Source organism: Kitasatospora sp. NPDC088134 (genome assembly GCF_044741705.1).
GTDB lineage: Bacteria > Actinomycetota > Actinomycetes > Streptomycetales > Streptomycetaceae > Kitasatospora.
In genome coordinates this window covers 220742-237309 of the sequence record NZ_JBIUTD010000009.1, presented here as the reverse complement: position 1 = coordinate 237309, position 16568 = coordinate 220742, and the positions used below count along the sequence as shown (strand labels likewise).

The following is a 16568-nucleotide window of genomic DNA, read 5'->3' as shown; positions in this document are numbered from 1 at the left end:
CCGTCAGCCCCCCGCTCCCCGGTAGCGGGCGTGGTCGACGTGCCAGACGTAGGAGTGCGCGATGGTCTCCAGGGCGGCGGCGTGCCGCGCCAGCGGGGCCGGGCCCGCGGCGGCCAGCGCGTCGATCCCGCGCCGGGCGGCCGCGGCGCGCTCCTCGGCGAGCCGGGCGGCCGCGGCGTACCCGGCGGACAGGTCGCCGCCGTGCGCCCGGACCAGCAGCGGGACCAGGTTCAGCGAGGCCGGGGCGCCCTTGGCGGACTCCCGCGCGTAGGAGCAGAGGTCGTTGAGGACGCCGGCCAGGTCGGCGACGGCCTCCTCGGGCTCCCGCACGGCCGACGTGTCCCGGTCCGCCGCGGGCAGTTCGTAGCCCAGGACGACCTCGGCGAGGGCGAGCAGGGTCCGGGCGAACACGGTGTGCGGGCGGACCTCCCGGTACTCCCGCAGACCGCTCCCCCCGGCCCCGAACCCGACCGAACCGTCCCCGGCCCCGCCCGAACCGTCCCCGTCCCCGTCCCCGGCGGGCCGGTGCGCCTCCCAGACCATGCCGAACAGGACGTCCCGCAGGCAGCCGGCCACCCGCAGGTACTGCTCGGCGGTGGCCCGGTCGCGCAGCCGCGCCAGCAGGTCGCGGAGCGCCGCGTCGAACGGGTCGGCGCCCAACGGCGCCGCGCCGCCGCCCAGTTGGTGCACGCAGGGCTGGATCCGGCGCACCAGCCCGGCCGGGTCGGCGGCGGCGGCCTCCTCACCGTGGACGTCGTCGAAGGCCGTGAGCCAGAGGAAGAGGTCGGCGGTCAACCGGAGGCCGTCCGGGTCGGCGGTGGGGAAGGTCCGGGCCACGCCGTGCGCCACGATGTCGCACAGCACCCGCCGCTTGCCGGACGGAGCGAGCAGCGGGAAGCGCTCCAGCCACTCCTCCAGGTGCGCCCCGACCTGCTCCGCGTGCGGGCTGCTCGGGAAGGGGCCGGGGAAGGCCGGGGCCAGGTCGGGCATGGTCAGGCGGGCGGTGGCGCTCACACCGCCTCCCGGGCCGCCACGGGCCCGCGCGCCTCGACGGTCATGTGCAGCGCGGAGGGGTGGACGGTGATCGCGGGCACCGGCCGGACGGTGCTGCCGGGGACCTGCCGCAGCGTCCAGCGGGAGGCGATCAGCGCGGTCAGGACGGTGGCCTCCGCCCAGGTGAAGCCGTCGCCGATGCACATCCGCTTCCCGGCGCCGAACGGGATGTAGGCGCCCCTGGGCGGCTGCGGGCGCTCGGGCAGCCAGCGGTCCGGGTCGAAGCGCAGCGGGTCGGGGTACAGCTCCGGGTCGCGGTGCAGCGCGTACGGGCTCCACAGCAGGTCGGCCCCGGCGGGCAGCTCCGCGCCGCCGAGCCGGATCGGCACGGTGGTCTCGCGGGTGACCACCCAGCCCGGGTTGTGCAGGCGCAGCGTCTCGGTGACGAGCCGTCGGGTGAGCGGCAGCCGGGGCAGGTGCTCGGCGGTGGGCGGGCCGCCGGCCAGCACCTCGTCGACCTCCCGGTGCAGCTGTTCCTCGATCTCCGGGTGGCGGCCCAGTTCGTGGAAGAGCCAGGCCATGGTGACGGCGGTGGTCTCGGAGCCGGCGGCCAGCAGGGCGGTGATCTCGGACAGGATCTCCTCGTCGTCCAGCGGCCGGCCGTCCTCGTCGCGGGCCTCCAGCAGCAGGGTGACCAGGTCGTCCTTGGGCTCGGGGTCGGCCCGGTGGGCGGCGACGATGTCGCCGACGGTGCGGCGCAGCAGGGTGCTCGCGGCCCGGAGTCGGCGGTTGCCGGGCAGCGGCAGCCGCTCCCAGCCGGAGAACGGGACGACGGCGCGGCGGATGGCGGCCTGGAAGACGGTGTCGACGCCGTTCATGACGGCCTGCGCCGGGTCGCGCGCGGGGTCGTCGGAGAACAGCACCGACATGACGACGCCCTGGGTCATCAGCTGCATCTCGTTGAGCACGTCGAGCCGCTGCCCGGGCCGCCAACCGCCGATCGTGGCCTCGGCGGTGCTGCTCATCCGGTCGATGTAGGAGTTGATCCGCTCGCGGTGGAAGGCGGGCTGCATCAGGCGGCGGCGCTCCAGGTGCTGCCGGCCCTCGGCGATCGGCAGCGGGGCGCCGCCGAACAGGCGGAGCTTGTCGAACAGCCGGCCCTTGCCGAGGTTGCCGGACTGGGTGGTGAGCATCTCCCAGATCAGTTCGGGCGCGTTGACGACGTACACCGGGCGCGGGCCGACCTGGATGCGCACCACGTCGCCGTGGCCGCGCAGCCGCTGGAGGAAGCCCAGCCGGTCGCGGAGCAGCGGTCCCACGTGTCCGAGGCCGGGCAGCCGCCCGGGGGCGTCCGGGACGGGCGCGGCAGCGGCGGTGGCAGCGGTGGCGGTGGTCACGGGCGGTGCTCCCTCGGCGGGCGGGTGCGCAGGAGTTGGCGGGCGGCGAGGACCTCGGCCCGGATCATCGCCTCCGGGGCGTACAGGGTCTTGTCGTGCCAGAGCGCGGGGTGCCGGGGGGTGTCGGCGGTCGCGGCCAGGAACTCCTCGGCGCGGTCCAGCGCGCGGGCGTGCTCGGGCCGCCGGGCCGTTCCGGGCGTGCTCAGCAGGATCTTGACGGCGTAGGCGGTCTCCTCGGGGGTGCCGCCCCAGACGCCCCAGGACCCGTCCGGGTGCTGGGTGTCCAGGGCCCAGCCGGCGGCGGCCGCGACGGCGCGTTCCGCCCGGGGGCCGGGGAGGCCGGCCAGCGCGGTGACGCACCGTTCGGTGGCGTAGTACGGGGAGGCGTGCCACTTGTCGCTCCAGTGGCCCTGCGGCTGCTGGTGCTCGGCCGTCCAGTCGGCGACCCGGCGGATCACCGGCAGGTGGGTGTCCGCGGCCCCGGGGTGGTGGCGGAGGTGGGCCCGCAGGGCCTGCAGGGCGTGCGCGTTGGCACTGAGCGAGCCGGTGTCCTCGCCGATGTAGCAGTCGTAGTGGCGGCCGTTGTCGAAGGCGGCCAGCGGGGCGGGGTCGCGGGGCCGGTCGACCAGGGCGGCGACCAGCACCGTCATGGCGGTGTCGTCGGCGTCGACCATCAGCCCGGGCGCGCCGCGGACGCCCTCGGGGTCGTAGAGGTGGTCGACCCAGCGGCGCAGGGTGGGGACGCCGACCGGGGGCAGGCCGGGGCGGGCGAGCGCGGCGGCGACCCAGAGCCGTTCGAACACGGTGATCGGCGCGGCCTCGGGCAGCAGGCCGCCGTAGCGCCGGGCCGCCGCGGCGAGCGCGTCGGCCGCGCCCTGCCGCCACGGGCCGGTGCCGGGGGCGGCCAGCCGGGCGGCGGTGGCGGCCGGGGAGCTGCCGAGCAGGCCGTCCGCCGCGGGCAGCAGGGCGTCGGGCAGCAGGCGGGCGACGCCCTCGAAGGTGTGGTGGAGCTTGAACGGGACGCCGCCGGCGGCCGCGCACTTGCGGGCGACCGCCTCGGGCGCGGCGGCGTGGTAGCCGCCGGGGACGGCGGGGCGCGGGCCGAGCGGCGGGCGGCCGTCGGCGGCCCGCCGGTCGAGCTGCTCGCCGATCCGGGCGACCAGGCCGGGGACCAGGATCTCGGCGGCGGCGGTGTCCGGCCACGGCCCGGCGGGCGGCAGGCCGGCCAGCGCGGCGAGGCCGCGGGTGGCGGCCGCGGCGAGGCGGTCGGCGGCGTCGCCGGTCGCGGGCCGCCGCTCCAGCACCGCGAGCAGCGCCTCGACGGCGCTGAGGGTCGGCAGCAGCCGGTAGGGCGCCGGGCCGTCGCCCCAACTGCCGTCGGCGGCCTGCCCGTCGAGCAGGTAGGCGATCCGGGCGGGCTCGCCGGGCAGCCAGGGGGCGGCGGACAGCACCCGGGCCGTCTCGTACGGGGACGGGCGGACGCTGCCCCAGGGGTCGGCGTCGACCGCGTCGATCAGTCCGGCCGCCGCGGCGAGGTGGGCGCGGTCGGCCGGGCGCTCGGCGAGGGCCGTCGCCCGGGCGGGGCCGGCGTCGGGGTGCTGCTGGTCGTTCATGCGTGCCTCGTGGTTGCGGAGCGGGCGATGTCCCGCAGCGCCGCGCGGGCGCCGGCCGGGAAGGGGGCGTGGTCGAGGGCGGTCAGCGCCTGGGCCAGCCTGGTCCGGATCAGTTCCTCGACGGCCTGCCGGGCCCCGGTGGCCTCCAGCACGGAGCGGACCACGGCGGCGTCCCGCTCGGTGAGGTTGGGGCGGCCGAACCGGGCCTGCAGGGAGCGCAGTTCGCGGTGCGAGGCGCGCTGGACGGCGAGCGCCATCAGCACGGTGGCCTTGCCGGCCCGCAGGTCGTCCAGGACCGACTTGCCGGTCCGCTCGGGGTCGCCGAAGACGCCGAGCAGGTCGTCGCGGAGCTGGAAGGCCTCGCCGAGCGGCAGGGCGAAGGCGCTGAGCGCGGCCTCGGCCTGCGGGGTGGCGCCGGCCAGCGCGGCGCCGACGTGCAGCGGCCGTTCGACGGTGTACTTCGCGGTCTTGTAGCGGATGACCCGGAGCGGGGTGTCGACGTCCGCGGAGAGCCGGCCGGTGGTCTGCAGGTCGAGGTACTGGCCGTAGAGCACCTCGCTGCGCATCTCGTCCAGCAGCGGCAGGACGCGCTCGGGGCGGCGGGCCGCCAGGCTCGCCCCGTTCAGCAGTTCGTCGGACCAGATCAGCGCGAGGTCGCCGACCAGGACGGCGGCGCCCTGGCCGTGCTGCGCGGCACGGGCGGCCGGGCCGCCGCGGTCGGCGAGGTAGGCGGCGGCCATCGCCCGGTGGGTGGAGGGGCGGCCGCGCCGGGTGTCGCTGGCGTCCATCACGTCGTCGTGGATCAGCGCGAAGGCCTGGAAGAGCTCCAGGCCGGCCGCCGCCCGGACGGCCGTCGCGTGGTCGCTCCCGCCGCCGGCGGCGTGCCAGCCGGTGACGCAGAGCAGCGGGCGCAGGCGCTTCCCGCCGGCCAGGAAGGTCCGGACCCGGTCGGTCAGGGCCCGCAGTTCCGGGCCGGGCGCGGACTTCTCCTTGGCGTCCAGGAACGCGGCCAGCGCCGCGTCGACCTCCCGCCGCACGGCCCGGAGGTCCGGTGCGGCGGGAGCGGGTATGACCTCGGGCGCGGACGCCTCGCGTCTCTTGTGGTCAAGAACGGCCAATGGGTGTTCCTTAAGCAGCTGATTCGGTCAGGAACGCACTTCCCCAGGCGTTTCGGCTGTCACGCCTGGTCCTGGTGTGGCGCAGAACACGCCGTTGGTACGGTTCGATCCGTCGATGCCACGTCACCCCCATTGGTGCGTACACATCCTGACGCGGCCTCAGACCGGTAGGCGCTCCCCCGCCGCCCGGCCCCGGGGCCGGGCCTCCTGGATCGGGGTGAACGCGGCGGGCAGGGCCTTCAGGCCCCGGTAGATCGGCCCGCCGTGGTACACGAGCCGCGACGCGGGCACGGCCAGCCGGATGTCCGGCAGGTACGAGGTGAGCCGCTCGATCGCCGCGGTGGCGACCAGCACGGCGGTGGACCGGGCCGGGCAGGCGTGCGGACCGGCGGCGAAGGCCAGGTGCGCCTTGTTGCCGGACCGGTGGTCCTCCTTCGGCGGGTTGCTGTGCGGGCAGGTGTTGGCCGCCGCGTAGGAGACCATCACCGGCGCGCCCGCCGGGATGAACGAGCCGTGGAACTGCACGTCGTACCGGGGGAAGTGCAGGCTGTAGTTCGCCAGCGGCGAGTCGTTCCACAGCGCCTCGTCGATCGCGTGCTGGATCGGCAGGCTGCCGCTGGTGAGACTGCCGAAGTAGCGGTCGTCCGAGAGCATCCGGGCGAGCGTGCTGGCGATCAGGTTGGTCAGCGGCTCGTTGCCCGCGCCGAGCACGATGATGACCTGCTGGAGCACGTCCTCCGGGCTCAGCCCGTTCGGGTGGTCGATGAACCACGAGGTCAGGTCGTGCCCGCGCTGCTGCGCCTTGGTGGCGTACAGGGTGCCGAGGTACTCGTTCAGCGACTGCGCGCCCAGGGCCATCTGCTCCGGGTCGGAGCCGACCATCGCGCTCAGCGCCTCCAGCAGCCGCTGCGCGTACTCGTCGGGCATGCCGAACAGCGCGTTGAAGACCATCAGCGGGAGCTGCTGCGCGTACTGGGCGACCAGGTCGGCCTCGCCGTCCGCCCCGAACCGCTGGATCAGCGTGTCGGCGTAACGGAAGGTCAGGTCCCGGACGTCGTGCGGGTCGAGCAGGCCGAAGCTGTCGGTGATGACGCTGCGCAGGTGGGCGTGCTGCTCGCCGTCGGCGAAGAACAGGCTGGGGCGCCACTGGACGTGCGGCATCAGCGGGCTGTCCGGCGGGACCAGGTCCATCCAGGACCGGGTGTCCTTGGTCCAGGTCGCCGTGTCGTGCAGCAGGTCGATCGCCGCGCGGTAGTCGGTGACCAGGTGGACGACCACGCCGGGGGAGATCTCCGCGAGGCCCACCGGCCCCTGCAGGCGCAGCAGGTCGTAGCTGCGCGCGGGGTCCGCGTCGTGCTCCGGCCCGTGGATGCGCACCGGGGTGGCGGGCGGGGTGCGGGTCACGAGGCGTTCTCCCCGGCTCGGGCGATCAGGTGGGCGGTCAGCGCGATCAGCGCGTCCAGGGTGGAGTTCTTGTCCCGGGCGTCGCAGGTCACCAGCGGGGTCCGGGCGTCCAGGTCGAGCTTGGCGCGCAGGGTCTCCAGGTTGTGGTCCGGCGAGGTCGGGAAGGTGTTGACCGCGACCGCGTAGTCCAGGCCGCGCTCCTCGATCAGGTCCATCACCTCGAAGGACTGGTCCAGCCGGCGGGTGTCGGCCAGCACCAGGGCGCCGATCGCGCCGTCGGCGATGTCCTCCCACAGCGGCAGGAAGCGGCGCTGCCCGGGGGTGCCGTACAGGTACAGGACCACCTTGGCCTGCGGCACGGTCAGCCGGCCGAAGTCGATGGCGACGGTGGTGGTGGTCTTGTCGCGCAGGCCGTCCAGGGTGAGGTCGTCCGCCGAGGCGGCGGCGTCGGTCATCACCTCGTCGGTGTGCAGCGTCGGTATCTCGGACAGCGTCCTGATCGCGGTGGTCTTCCCGATGCCGAGCGGCCCGGCCACCAGGATCTTCAGCCGCTGGTGGTCCTCTTCCGGCAGGTAGACGGGGCGGGGGCTACTTCCTGAGCGCGCGGAGTCCACTCAGCACCTCTTCCAGGAGTTCTTTGGACGGGCGGCCGGCGCTCGGGTCGGGGAGCAGGGCCTCGGGGGCGGGGACGCGGACCTGCAGGTGCCCGCCGTCGAGGAGTTGGGAGACCAGGACCTTGCACACGCCGGTCTGCAGCCTCAGGTACGCGGCCGTCTCGCTGACGGTCAGCGCGCCCCCCGTGAGCAGCGAGATGATCCGCTGCTGCACGGGGGTGTGGTGCGGGGCCGGCGGGAGCCCGGTGGCGACCACGGCCATCAGCGAGTGGACCGTGTTGCGGGTCGGCGTGCCGACGCCCCGGGTGGCCAGGTAGCTCGGGATCATCCGCCGGCGCGGCAGCGGGCGGCTCATGACGCCCCCTGTGTCCGGGCCGGAACAGACATCAGTTGTTCACCGAGCTTCTTGGCCTGACGGGCCATGATGTGCGCGACCGTGCCCATGGGCATGTCGAGACCCCCGGCGACGGCGATGAAGGTGTTGGTGCGGGCACCGGCCGGCATGATCATGTAGGTGCCGTGGGTGTTCTGCACGGTGATGGTGGTGACGGGGGTCCCGTCGGGGGCCTCCAGCGCGGCGTTGGCCGCGGCGCGGGCCGCGCCGTGCAGGGCCGCCGTCATGGCGGAGATGCCCTCCGCGGTGTCCCGGCCGAGTCCCTCCGTCGCCCCGATCACCATGCCGTCGCTCGACAGGATCAGGGCGTGCTTGACCTCTTTGCTGACTTCGGTGAGGGGGGTCAGGACCCACGACGGGTCCTCGATCACCGGGCGCGAGGGGGAAAGGGTCACTGTTCTTCCTTCGAGTCGGTGGCGGCCTGGCCGGCGGCGAGGCCCGCCTGGAACTGGCTCCAGGTGTCACGGGCCGTCTCGGGATCGGGGTTCAGATCCTGCGGTTCGAGGCCGGGGGCGTCGCCGCGGCCGCGCTCCGCGCGGGGGCGGCGACGGCGCTGGGGCAGGTCGTCGGCCTCGTCCGGAGCACTGTCCGGAGTGCTGTCCGGGGTGCTGTCCGGGGTGCTGTGCGGGGCGGCGTTCGGGGCGGCCTGGGCGGGCCACTGCGGTGCCGCGGGGGCCGCGGCGGGCATCGCGGCCATCGCCGAGATCGGCTCCTGTTCCTCGTCGATCTTCGTCAACAGGTGCGGGGGGACGGTCAGGACCGCGCGGACCCCGCTGTAGGGCGAGACCTGGTCGATCGAGACCTGGAAGCCGTGGTCGGCGACCAGGCGGCCGATCGCGGCCAGGCCGAGGGCCGGCGGGTCGCCGAGCTCGGTGAGCAGGGTGTCCTGCTGCTCGGCGCCGGAGACCAGGCGGGCGCCGCGGCGGACGGCCTCCGCGCTCATGCCGGTGCCGGCGTCGTCGATGGTGATGCAGACGCTGCCGGTGCCGGTCTGGATGACGCCGACCTCCACCGCGAGGTCGTCGCGGGAGTGCTCGAGGGCGTTGGCCATCAGCTCGGTCAGGGCCACCGCGATCGGCTCCGCGGCGCGGCCGACCACGGCGAGGTTCGAGTCGAGCAGCCGCGAGCTGATCTTGATCCGCTCGTAGCCGTGCAGCCGGGAGGAGGCGCCGCTGACGATCTCGACCACGTAGGTGTCCGGGCGGACGTGGCCGGGCCAGGCGCCGCAGACGATCGCGGCCTTCTGGACCAGGCGGATCGCCTGCTCGTTGAGGTGGTCGACCTTGAACAGGCTGTCCAGCAGCCGCGGGTCGTCGAAGTCGCTCTGCAGGCTCTCGACCTGCGTCTGCAGCCGGTACGACAGCGCCTGGATGTCCTGGCAGGCACCGCGCAGCGCGGCCCGGGCGGAGGCGTCGATCCGCCGGCGCTCCTTGGTCACGGTGTCCGTGTAGTGGCCGAGCACGGCCTCGTACAGCGGGGCGTACGCCGTCCCGGCCAGGGCCTCGTGCTTGGGGCCGGGCACCGGGTGGTGCGCGCTGACCAGGTGCAGCGCCAGGCCGGGGAGGCGGTTGGCGACCAGGTGCTGGAGCTCGTCACCGAGCTGCTGGAGCTGGTCGTGGAACGCCTGCCCGCGCAGTTCGGCGGCGGTCAGCGCCTCGGACTGCGCGGCGCTGCGCGCGGCCAGGGCACGACGCGAACGCGCCAGCAGCGCCGTGGCTACGGCACCGGCCGCGGTCGTGGCGCCCAGCACCACAGCGGCGGTCTCGGGAATCGAGGTCAACGGTCGGGTCCTCGGGCTAGAGCCGGCTCCGGAGGCCAGACGTTGCGGAGCAGCCGTTCCTCGTGAACGGGTGCCCGACCTAGGGAGTCCCGGCGTATTGCGGACGAAAACTGCTCGGAGCGGCACCGGGTGCGGCCGGGATGCCACGACCGATGTGTCATGCACGCGACAGAATGCCACGTCCACCGGTGCATATGCACCTCGCGCCGACCGGCTCGCCGCCGAACTGCCACTCCCCCAGGGCCGCCCGGCCACAACTGGCCACGCAAACACCGCTTCTGAGCGATCATTAGATCATATTGACCATCTCGCTCACTATGTCCGCCCACCTGCTGGGACGCGGCCAGGCGGCCCCGCCGGAGCCCTGCGGCGCCCGGGCCGAGCGGTCCGGCGGCGGTAGCGGGAACAGCATCGCCCAGACCGGTGTACCGGTCCGGGCGATGCTGTGTGGATCTTGCGCAGATGTGGCGGAGGGGCCGGGCCCGACCGCGCAGGTGTCAGGCCCAGCTGGAGTGCAGCGGCTTGCCCTCGGCGTAGCCGGCCGCGCTCTGGATGCCGACGATCGCCTTCTGGTGGAACTCCTCCAGGCTGGCCGCGCCCGCGTAGGTGCAGGAGGAGCGGACGCCCGCCACGATCGAGTCGATCAGGTCCTCGACGCCCGGGCGGGCCGGGTCGATGAACATCCGGGAGGTGGAGATGCCCTCCTCGAACAGGCCCTTGCGGGCCCGGTCGTAGGCCGACTCGTCGGAGGTCCGGTTGCGCACGGCGCGGGCCGAGGCCATCCCGAAGCTCTCCTTGTACTGGCGGCCGTCGGCGGTGGTCTGCAGGTCGCCGGGCGACTCCAGGGTGCCGGCGAACCAGGAGCCGACCATCACGTTCGAGGCGCCGGCGGCCAGCGCCATCGCCACGTCGCGCGGGTGCCGGACGCCGCCGTCCGCCCAGACGTGCTTGCCCAGGCGGCGGGCCTCGGCGGCGCACTCCAGCACGGCGGAGAACTGCGGGCGGCCGACGCCGGTCATCATCCGGGTGGTGCACATCGCGCCGGGGCCGACGCCGACCTTCAGGATGTCCGCGCCGGCCTCGACCAGGTCGCGCACGCCGTCGGCGGAGACCACGTTGCCCGCCACGATCGGGACCTGCGGGTCCAGGCCGCGCACCGCGCGCAGCGCGCTGATCATCGACTCCTGGTGGCCGTGCGCGGTGTCCACCACCAGCACGTCCGCGCCCGCCTCCAGCAGCGCCTTGGCCCGGCCCGCGACGTCGCCGTTGATGCCGACGGTGGCGGCGATCCGCAGGCGGCCGTTCGCGTCCACGGCGGGGGTGTAGAGGGTGGCGCGCAGCGCGTTCTTCCTGGTCAGGATGCCGACCAGGGTGCCGTCGGCGGCGACCACCGGGGCGAGCTTGCGGTGCGCCTCGTTCAGCCGGTCGAAGGCGGTGCGCGGGTCGATGCCCTCGTCCAGCAGCAGCAGGTCGCGGGACATCACCTCGGCCAGGCCGGTGAACCGGTCCACGCCCTGGCAGTCGCCCTCGGTGACCACGCCGACCGGCTTGCCGCCCTCGACCACCACCAGCGCGCCGTGGGCGCGCTTGGGCAGCAGCGAGAGCGCGTCGGCGACGGTGTCGCCCGGGGCGAGGGTCAGCGCGGTGTCGTGCACCAGGTGGCGCTGCTTGACCCAGCCGATCACCTCGGAGACGACCTCGATCGGAATGTCCTGCGGGATCGCCACCAGCCCGCCGCGGCGGGCCACCGTCTCGGCCATCCGCCGCCCGGCGATCGCGGTCATGTTCGCCACCACCAGCGGCACGGTGGTGCCGGTCCCGTCCTGCGAGGAAAGGTCGACACCCTGCCGGGAGCCCACGGCGGAACGGCTGGGGACCATGAAGACGTCGTCGTACGTGAGGTCGTACGCGGGCTTGAGGTCGTTCAGGAAGCGCATGAAGGGGCTCTCTGGCTGGGGAGAAACGTTTCGGCGCGTCGCGGCCGAGCCGCGCACACCCAACGTTCGATTCTCGGTGTTTCCCCACCTCGGAGCCAGCGCACGCCGGAATCCTGAAGGTCAGCACAATCGGAGGGGGCCGCTCCCGCCGCCCCTTCGTACGATCCTCCAAGCCCGGCGCGCGGCCCCGGGGCCGGACGCGCCGCCGCTCCTGCGGCCCCGGCCCCGATCCGTGCCGTGCGGTGCCGCCCGTCAGGGCACGACGACCAGCTTGCCCCGGGTGTGGCCGGTGCGGCTGGCGTCGAAGGCGTCGCCCACCCGCTCCAGCGGGAAGGTCTGCGCCACCTCCACGGTCAGCGTCCCCCGGTCGGCCAGCGCCGCCAGCTCGGCCAGCTCGGCGCCGTCCGGGCGGACCCAGATCCAGTGCCCGCCGTACTGCTCCACCCCCGGGTCGGCGACCGAGACCTGCCGGCCGCCGTCGGCGAGCACGGCCAGCGTCACCTCCAGCTGACCGCCGACGAAGTCCGCCACCGCCGACACGCCGTCGGGCGCCAGCGCCCGCACCCGGTCGACCAGGCCCTCGCCGTAGCTCACCGGTTCGCCGCCCAACGCCTTGACGAAGGCGTGGTTGCGCTCGGAGGCCGTACCGATCACCCGGGCCCCGAGGTCCCGGCCGAGCTGCACCGCCAGGCTGCCCACGCCACCGGCCGCGCCGTGCACCAGCAGCACGTCGCCGGGCCCGACCTCCAGCCGCTTCAGGCTCCGCAGCGCGGTCAGTCCGGCCAACGGCAGCCCGGCCGCCTGCGCCCAGTCGAGCGCGGCGGGCTTGCGCGCCACCGCCGGCGCGGCGACCGCGACGTACTCGGCGAAGGTGCCGGCCTGCACCACGTCCTTGCGGGCGTAGGCCATCACCTCGTCCCCGGGCGCGAACTCGGGGGTGTCGGGACCGGTCCGGACGACCACGCCGGCCACGTCCCAGCCGGGGACGACGGGGAAGACCGCGTCCATCATGCCGTCCAGACCGCCCGCCATCACCTTCCAGTCGACCGGGTTGACGGCCGCCGCCCGGACCTCGATCAGCACCTGCCCGGGGCCCACCTTGGGGTCCGCCACCTCGCCGTAGCTCAACCGCGAGTTGTCCGGGGCGTACGAGTCGTAGGTCACCGCGCGCATGAACCGACCTCCAGGGGTGCCGTTGTCACCGTCCGGCGCGCCGTCAGCCGAGGTGCGGGCGCCACCGCCCACGCTATCCAGGCAGGGGCGTCCGGCCTCCCCGACAGGCCGTCGGCGCGCCGGAACTGTGGTCGAACGGCCCGGTGGCGGCCGTCGGGGTGAAGGTGCGTACCCGCACGGGTGTGGTGTCGTTGGGCCCCCGGAAGCAGGTGGCGGGCCGCTCCCGGCGGGAGCGGCGGCGCCGGACGACGACGGAGGGAAAAGCGTGGACGTGAGGAAGTCACTTCGGGCGGGCGGTGTCGCGGGCGCGGCCCTGGCCCTGCTGGCCGGCGGCCCGGGCGCCCAGGCGCTGGCCGCGCCGACCGTCCGCGCCGCGCAGTCCCGGGAGTTCACCGAGAACGGCACGTTCGTCGTGCCCGACGGGGTGAGCGGCTTCACCGTGGAGCTGTGGGGGGCGGGCGGCGCCGGAGCGCGCGAGGGCGGCGGCGCGGCGGGGGGCACCGGCAACGGGGCGGCCGGAGGCGGAGGCGGCGGCGGGGGTGGCGGCGGAGGCTACTACCTCAAGTGCCGGTTGACGGGCGTCGAACCCGGCACCCGGTTCTGGGTCCGCATCGGCGCGGGCGGCGCCCTCCCCGAGACCGGCGGGTCCGAGGAGGACGCCCCCTCCAGCCCCGCCGGTGGTGACTCCTCGATCACCGTCCGGAACGGCCGCACCGTCGCCTCCGTCAAGGGCGGCTACGGCGGCGCCGCATCCTCCCGCTGGGCGACGAACGGCAACGGCCGGCAGCGCGGCCTCGGGGGCGGAGGGGGAATCGGCGGACCCTACGGGCCCGGCGCGAACTGCACGGACACCGCGGGCATCCACACGAACCGCCTCGCGGAGCAGAACGGGGGCAGCGGCGGCGCGGGCGCCGACGGGACCGACGGCGCCGACGGCTACTCCGGCTTCCTCGGCCTCAAGCACTACGGCGGCCGGGGCGGCGACGGGGGCCGGGGTGGCGACGGCGGAGCGGGCGTCAACGGCCACGGTGGCGGAGGCGCGGGCCGGGGCGGAGCAGCGGGCACCGGCGGCAGCGACACCTCCCGGAGCGGGGAGGACGGGACCGACGGCAGCGACGGCACCCCCGGCGCCGGAGCGGCCTCCACCAAGGGGGCCGACGGCTACGCCGTGATCACCTGGTAGGCGTACAGCGCCCCGGCCGGGGTCGCGGTCGCCCGGAGCGCGCACCTCGCCGAGCTGCCGGTGGTGGCGCCGTGGCGCGGCCGGACACCAGGGGGAAGGACGGCACGCTGGGGGCAGGCGCCCTCGTCGGCGGGCGTCCTCCCCGTGGGCTGCGGTTCCTGCGCTCGGCGATCCGGCCGGTCGGCGATCCGGCCGGTCGGCGGGCTGCGGGAGCACCGCGCGGATGCCGCGCCGCCGCAGGTGGGGTGCCGAACGGCGGGTGAGGGGCAGGCGCCTGGTCCCCCAGGACCGCGTCCGGCGTCGTGCGCGGTCGGCCGACCGGTCGGGGAACCCGGGTACGGGCGCCGTCACCTGCCCGAACGTGGGGGCGTCGATCACCTGCCGGTGGTCAGGCCACCGCCCGCCCCGCCGAGGCGTCCGGCCCGGTGGCAGCGGCTCTGTCCGCGCCCCCTGGGGTCCGGTCCACGACGCACCGGATCCGGCGAGCCGATGACCTGAAAGAAACGGCCTAGTAGCCGCGCCAGTTCGAGCCGTAGCCGCGGGCGGCGGCCATGTTGTCCATCGAGCCGTAGCGGGCGTCGCAGTAGCGGGAGCTGGCGATCAGGTTGTCGACGGGGTTGCGGATGTCCGTGTGGCCGGGCAGCGCGTAGGCGCGGAAGGTCGGCTGGATCATCTGGGTCAGGCCGATCGACGGGGTGCCCATCTTGGCGTTCGAGTCCCAGTTGTTCTGGGCGTTCGGGTTGCCGGAGGACTCGGCGATCGCGGCGGCCCGCATCGCCTTCGCGGACGGGACCGGCTTGCCGGCCGCGGCGAGCGCGTCGCGGGCCTCGGCGATCCAGCCGTCCAGGTTGTTCGGGTAGCTCTTCTTGGCCGGCGCGGCGGGCTGCTGCGGCTGCGGCTGCGGCTGGGCCGGCTGCTGGGGCTGCTCCGCCTGCTGGGGCTGGGCCGGCTGCTGCTGCGGCTGCTCGGCCGGCTGGGGCTGCGGGGCCTGCTGGACGGGCTGCCGCTCGGCGCTGCGCGAGGCGGCGCCGTCGGTGGCCCGGCCGTCCGCGGCGACGACGGCGTGGTCGGTGCGGTCGGGGTGCGCGGGGGCGGCGATCGCCTGGGTGACGGGCACCAGGGTGCCGAGCGCGATGGCGCCGGTCACGCCGAGGCCGAGGACGGCGTCGGGCATGCGGTGGTGGCCCATCCGCAGCTGGGGCAATCGGCCGAGGTTGTGCTTGATGCGTCGCATGTCGGGTACCTCCGAGAGTCGGTTCCAGGTCATGCCGAGGCCCGGGCGGACATGCGGGACTCCCGCGCGGTGCGGGTTCTCCTCGGCCCGGGACGGCCGGCCCGGCGGCTCCTGCTCACCGGGAACGCCGCCCCGCGGTACTCGCGGTCGGCGGCGCCTTGGGCCCCGTGAGCAGGTGGTCCGGCTCGGGGCACAACCACGAGACTGCCGGAGGCCCAACGGCGCGGCAAACATCCGGGATTCACGCCTGCACAGCTTCTTCACATGCCGGAATCCCTTGTGCCGCAAGGGCTTTCGCCGCTCCGGCACCTCCGTATTCCGACCCGCCTGTGAAGAAGGCCACAGCAGGCCGCAGGGGTGCCCAACACCCCTACCGGAACGGGAATTTGGGCCTCGGCCAGTCCCGCCAAGGGATTTCGCCCCGGCCGGGCCCGCCCGCCCCGCCACCGCCGTGTGACCCCCGCCACCGCCCGGCCCTGTGACGCCGCTCTCGCCCCGGCCACGCAGCGCAGCCGCCCGGCCACCGGGACGCACCGGCCGGTGACCCGGCTCACTCCGCGGCGCGCCGACCGGCCTCACCGGACCCCACCGAACCTCACCGACCGACCCCGCCGTACGACTGCGCCGTACGACTGCGCCCCACGACCCCGCCGACCGATCGTTCGGGAGCGCCTGGTTGACTGCGGCGGGAGGTAAGAGGGTGGAGGCGTTGGCCGCGGCGTTCGCGCCGATCTGGGTGTTGACGGCGGTCGGCTGGCTGGCCGGGCGGACGGGGCTGCTGGGCGCGCAGGCGGAGGCGGTGCTCGGGCGGTTCGTGTTCCACGTCTCGATGCCGGCCGCGCTGTTCACCGTGGTGGCCCGCACCGACCTGGCCGGGTTCGCCAACACCTCGATGCTGGCGTTCGCCGCCGGAACGCTGGTGGCGACCGTCCTCGGCCTGGCCGCGAGCCGCCGGCTGTTCGGCCGCCAGCCCGCCGAGCGGGTGGTCGGCGCGCTGGCGGCGGGCTACGTGAACTCCGGCAACCTGGGCATCCCGGTGGCGGCGCAGGTGCTCGGCGACGCGTCCTTCGTCGCGCCGGTGCTGCTGTTCCAGGTGCTGCTGGTGACCCCGGTCATGCTGGCGGTGCTGGACGCGCGCACCGGGGCGTCCGCCGCCGCCCGGCCCGGCGAGCGGCTGCGGCGGCTGGCGCTGCTGCCGCTGCGCAACCCGGTGATCCTGGGCGCGGGCCTCGGCGCGCTGTTCTCCGCCGCCGGCTGGCACCTGCCGGGCGCGCTCGCGCACGCCGTGGACCTGCTCGGCGGCGCGGCCGTCCCGACCGCGCTGGTCACCCTCGGCCTGTCCCTGCACACCCCGCCCGGCGAGACCGCGGAGCGCCCGGGCCGGGCCGAGACCGCCGTCGCGGTGCTGCTGAAGACCCTGGTCCAGCCGCTGGCCGCGCTCGCCTTCGGCGCCCTGGTGCTCGACCTGCCGCGCCCGCAGCTGCTCGCCGTGGTGCTGCTCTCGGCGCTGCCGACCGCGCAGAACGTGTACGTCTACGCCCGGCTGTACGGGGCGGTGCCCGCGCTGGCCCGCTCCGCCGTCCTGGTCTCCACCGTGCTGTCGATGGGCACCCTCTCCGGCATCGCCTGGGCGCTGGGCGGCCGTTGAGCCCGCCCGCCGGCGGGGTGCCGCGGATCACGGCTTCGCCCCGGGCGGCGCCGCTCACGTAGAGTTCGACCGGTACGCAT

14 protein-coding genes are annotated in these 16568 nt (G+C 75.3%); 2 read left to right on the top strand and 12 right to left on the bottom strand.

Annotated elements, in window-relative coordinates; genetic code table 11:
- Positions 1-3: 3 nt before the first annotated feature.
- The 11 genes from ACIOHG_RS17450 to ACIOHG_RS17400 form a co-directional block, all read right to left on the bottom strand.
- A complete protein-coding gene (locus ACIOHG_RS17450) occupies positions 4-1014 on the bottom strand; it encodes a hypothetical protein (RefSeq protein WP_400951062.1) in 1011 nt (336 codons plus the stop codon).
- Complete coding sequence (locus ACIOHG_RS17445) at positions 1011-2390, bottom strand: cytochrome P450 (protein ID WP_400951060.1); 1380 nt, start codon at positions 2388-2390, stop codon at positions 1011-1013. The genes ACIOHG_RS17450 and ACIOHG_RS17445 overlap by 4 nt, the downstream gene beginning before the upstream one ends.
- On the bottom strand, positions 2387-4003 hold the full coding sequence (locus ACIOHG_RS17440) for a prenyltransferase/squalene oxidase repeat-containing protein (protein ID WP_400951057.1): 1617 nt from the start codon (positions 4001-4003) through the stop codon (positions 2387-2389). The genes ACIOHG_RS17445 and ACIOHG_RS17440 overlap by 4 nt, the downstream gene beginning before the upstream one ends.
- A complete protein-coding gene (locus ACIOHG_RS17435; RefSeq protein ID WP_400951054.1) occupies positions 4000-5121 on the bottom strand; it encodes a polyprenyl synthetase family protein in 1122 nt (373 codons plus the stop codon). Before ACIOHG_RS17435 ends, ACIOHG_RS17440 begins: the two co-directional genes overlap by 4 nt.
- Positions 5122-5280: 159 nt before the next feature.
- A complete protein-coding gene (locus ACIOHG_RS17430; RefSeq protein WP_400951052.1) occupies positions 5281-6525 on the bottom strand; it encodes a cytochrome P450 in 1245 nt (414 codons plus the stop codon).
- On the bottom strand, positions 6522-7139 hold the full coding sequence (locus ACIOHG_RS17425; protein ID WP_400951049.1) for a GTP-binding protein: 618 nt from the start codon (positions 7137-7139) through the stop codon (positions 6522-6524). The genes ACIOHG_RS17430 and ACIOHG_RS17425 overlap by 4 nt, the downstream gene beginning before the upstream one ends.
- Entirely contained in the window at positions 7114-7494 is a 381-nt protein-coding gene (locus tag ACIOHG_RS17420; RefSeq protein ID WP_400951047.1) for a DUF742 domain-containing protein, read from the bottom strand. The genes ACIOHG_RS17425 and ACIOHG_RS17420 overlap by 26 nt, the downstream gene beginning before the upstream one ends.
- The gene (locus ACIOHG_RS17415) at positions 7491-7928 is read right to left on the bottom strand and encodes a roadblock/LC7 domain-containing protein (RefSeq protein ID WP_400951045.1); all 438 of its coding nucleotides are present in this window, start codon (positions 7926-7928) and stop codon (positions 7491-7493) included. Before ACIOHG_RS17415 ends, ACIOHG_RS17420 begins: the two co-directional genes overlap by 4 nt.
- Complete coding sequence (locus tag ACIOHG_RS17410; protein WP_400951042.1) at positions 7925-9313, bottom strand: ATP-binding protein; 1389 nt, start codon at positions 9311-9313, stop codon at positions 7925-7927. The genes ACIOHG_RS17415 and ACIOHG_RS17410 overlap by 4 nt, the downstream gene beginning before the upstream one ends.
- Before the next feature lie 497 nt (positions 9314-9810).
- Positions 9811-11250 carry a GuaB1 family IMP dehydrogenase-related protein gene (locus ACIOHG_RS17405; protein WP_400951039.1) on the bottom strand — a complete coding sequence of 480 codons (1440 nt, stop codon included), beginning with the start codon at positions 11248-11250 and terminating at the stop codon, positions 9811-9813.
- 252 nt (positions 11251-11502) lie between these two features.
- Positions 11503-12423 carry an NADP-dependent oxidoreductase gene (locus tag ACIOHG_RS17400; protein ID WP_400951036.1) on the bottom strand — a complete coding sequence of 307 codons (921 nt, stop codon included), beginning with the start codon at positions 12421-12423 and terminating at the stop codon, positions 11503-11505.
- Between the two features lie 271 nt (positions 12424-12694).
- Between ACIOHG_RS17400 and ACIOHG_RS17395 the strand changes: the two genes are divergently transcribed.
- Positions 12695-13606, top strand: coding sequence for a hypothetical protein (locus ACIOHG_RS17395; RefSeq protein ID WP_400951033.1), 912 nt, complete (start codon positions 12695-12697; stop codon positions 13604-13606).
- A 508-nt stretch (positions 13607-14114) separates the two neighbouring features.
- On the opposite strand, the gene ACIOHG_RS17390 is transcribed toward ACIOHG_RS17395, so the two are convergent.
- On the bottom strand, positions 14115-14840 hold the full coding sequence (locus ACIOHG_RS17390; protein WP_400951032.1) for a transglycosylase SLT domain-containing protein: 726 nt from the start codon (positions 14838-14840) through the stop codon (positions 14115-14117).
- 700 nt (positions 14841-15540) lie between these two features.
- Between ACIOHG_RS17390 and ACIOHG_RS17385 the strand changes: the two genes are divergently transcribed.
- Positions 15541-16488 (top strand): AEC family transporter, encoded by a 948-nt coding sequence (locus ACIOHG_RS17385; RefSeq protein WP_400951029.1) that lies wholly within the window; start codon positions 15541-15543, stop codon positions 16486-16488.
- Positions 16489-16568 lie beyond the last annotated feature (80 nt).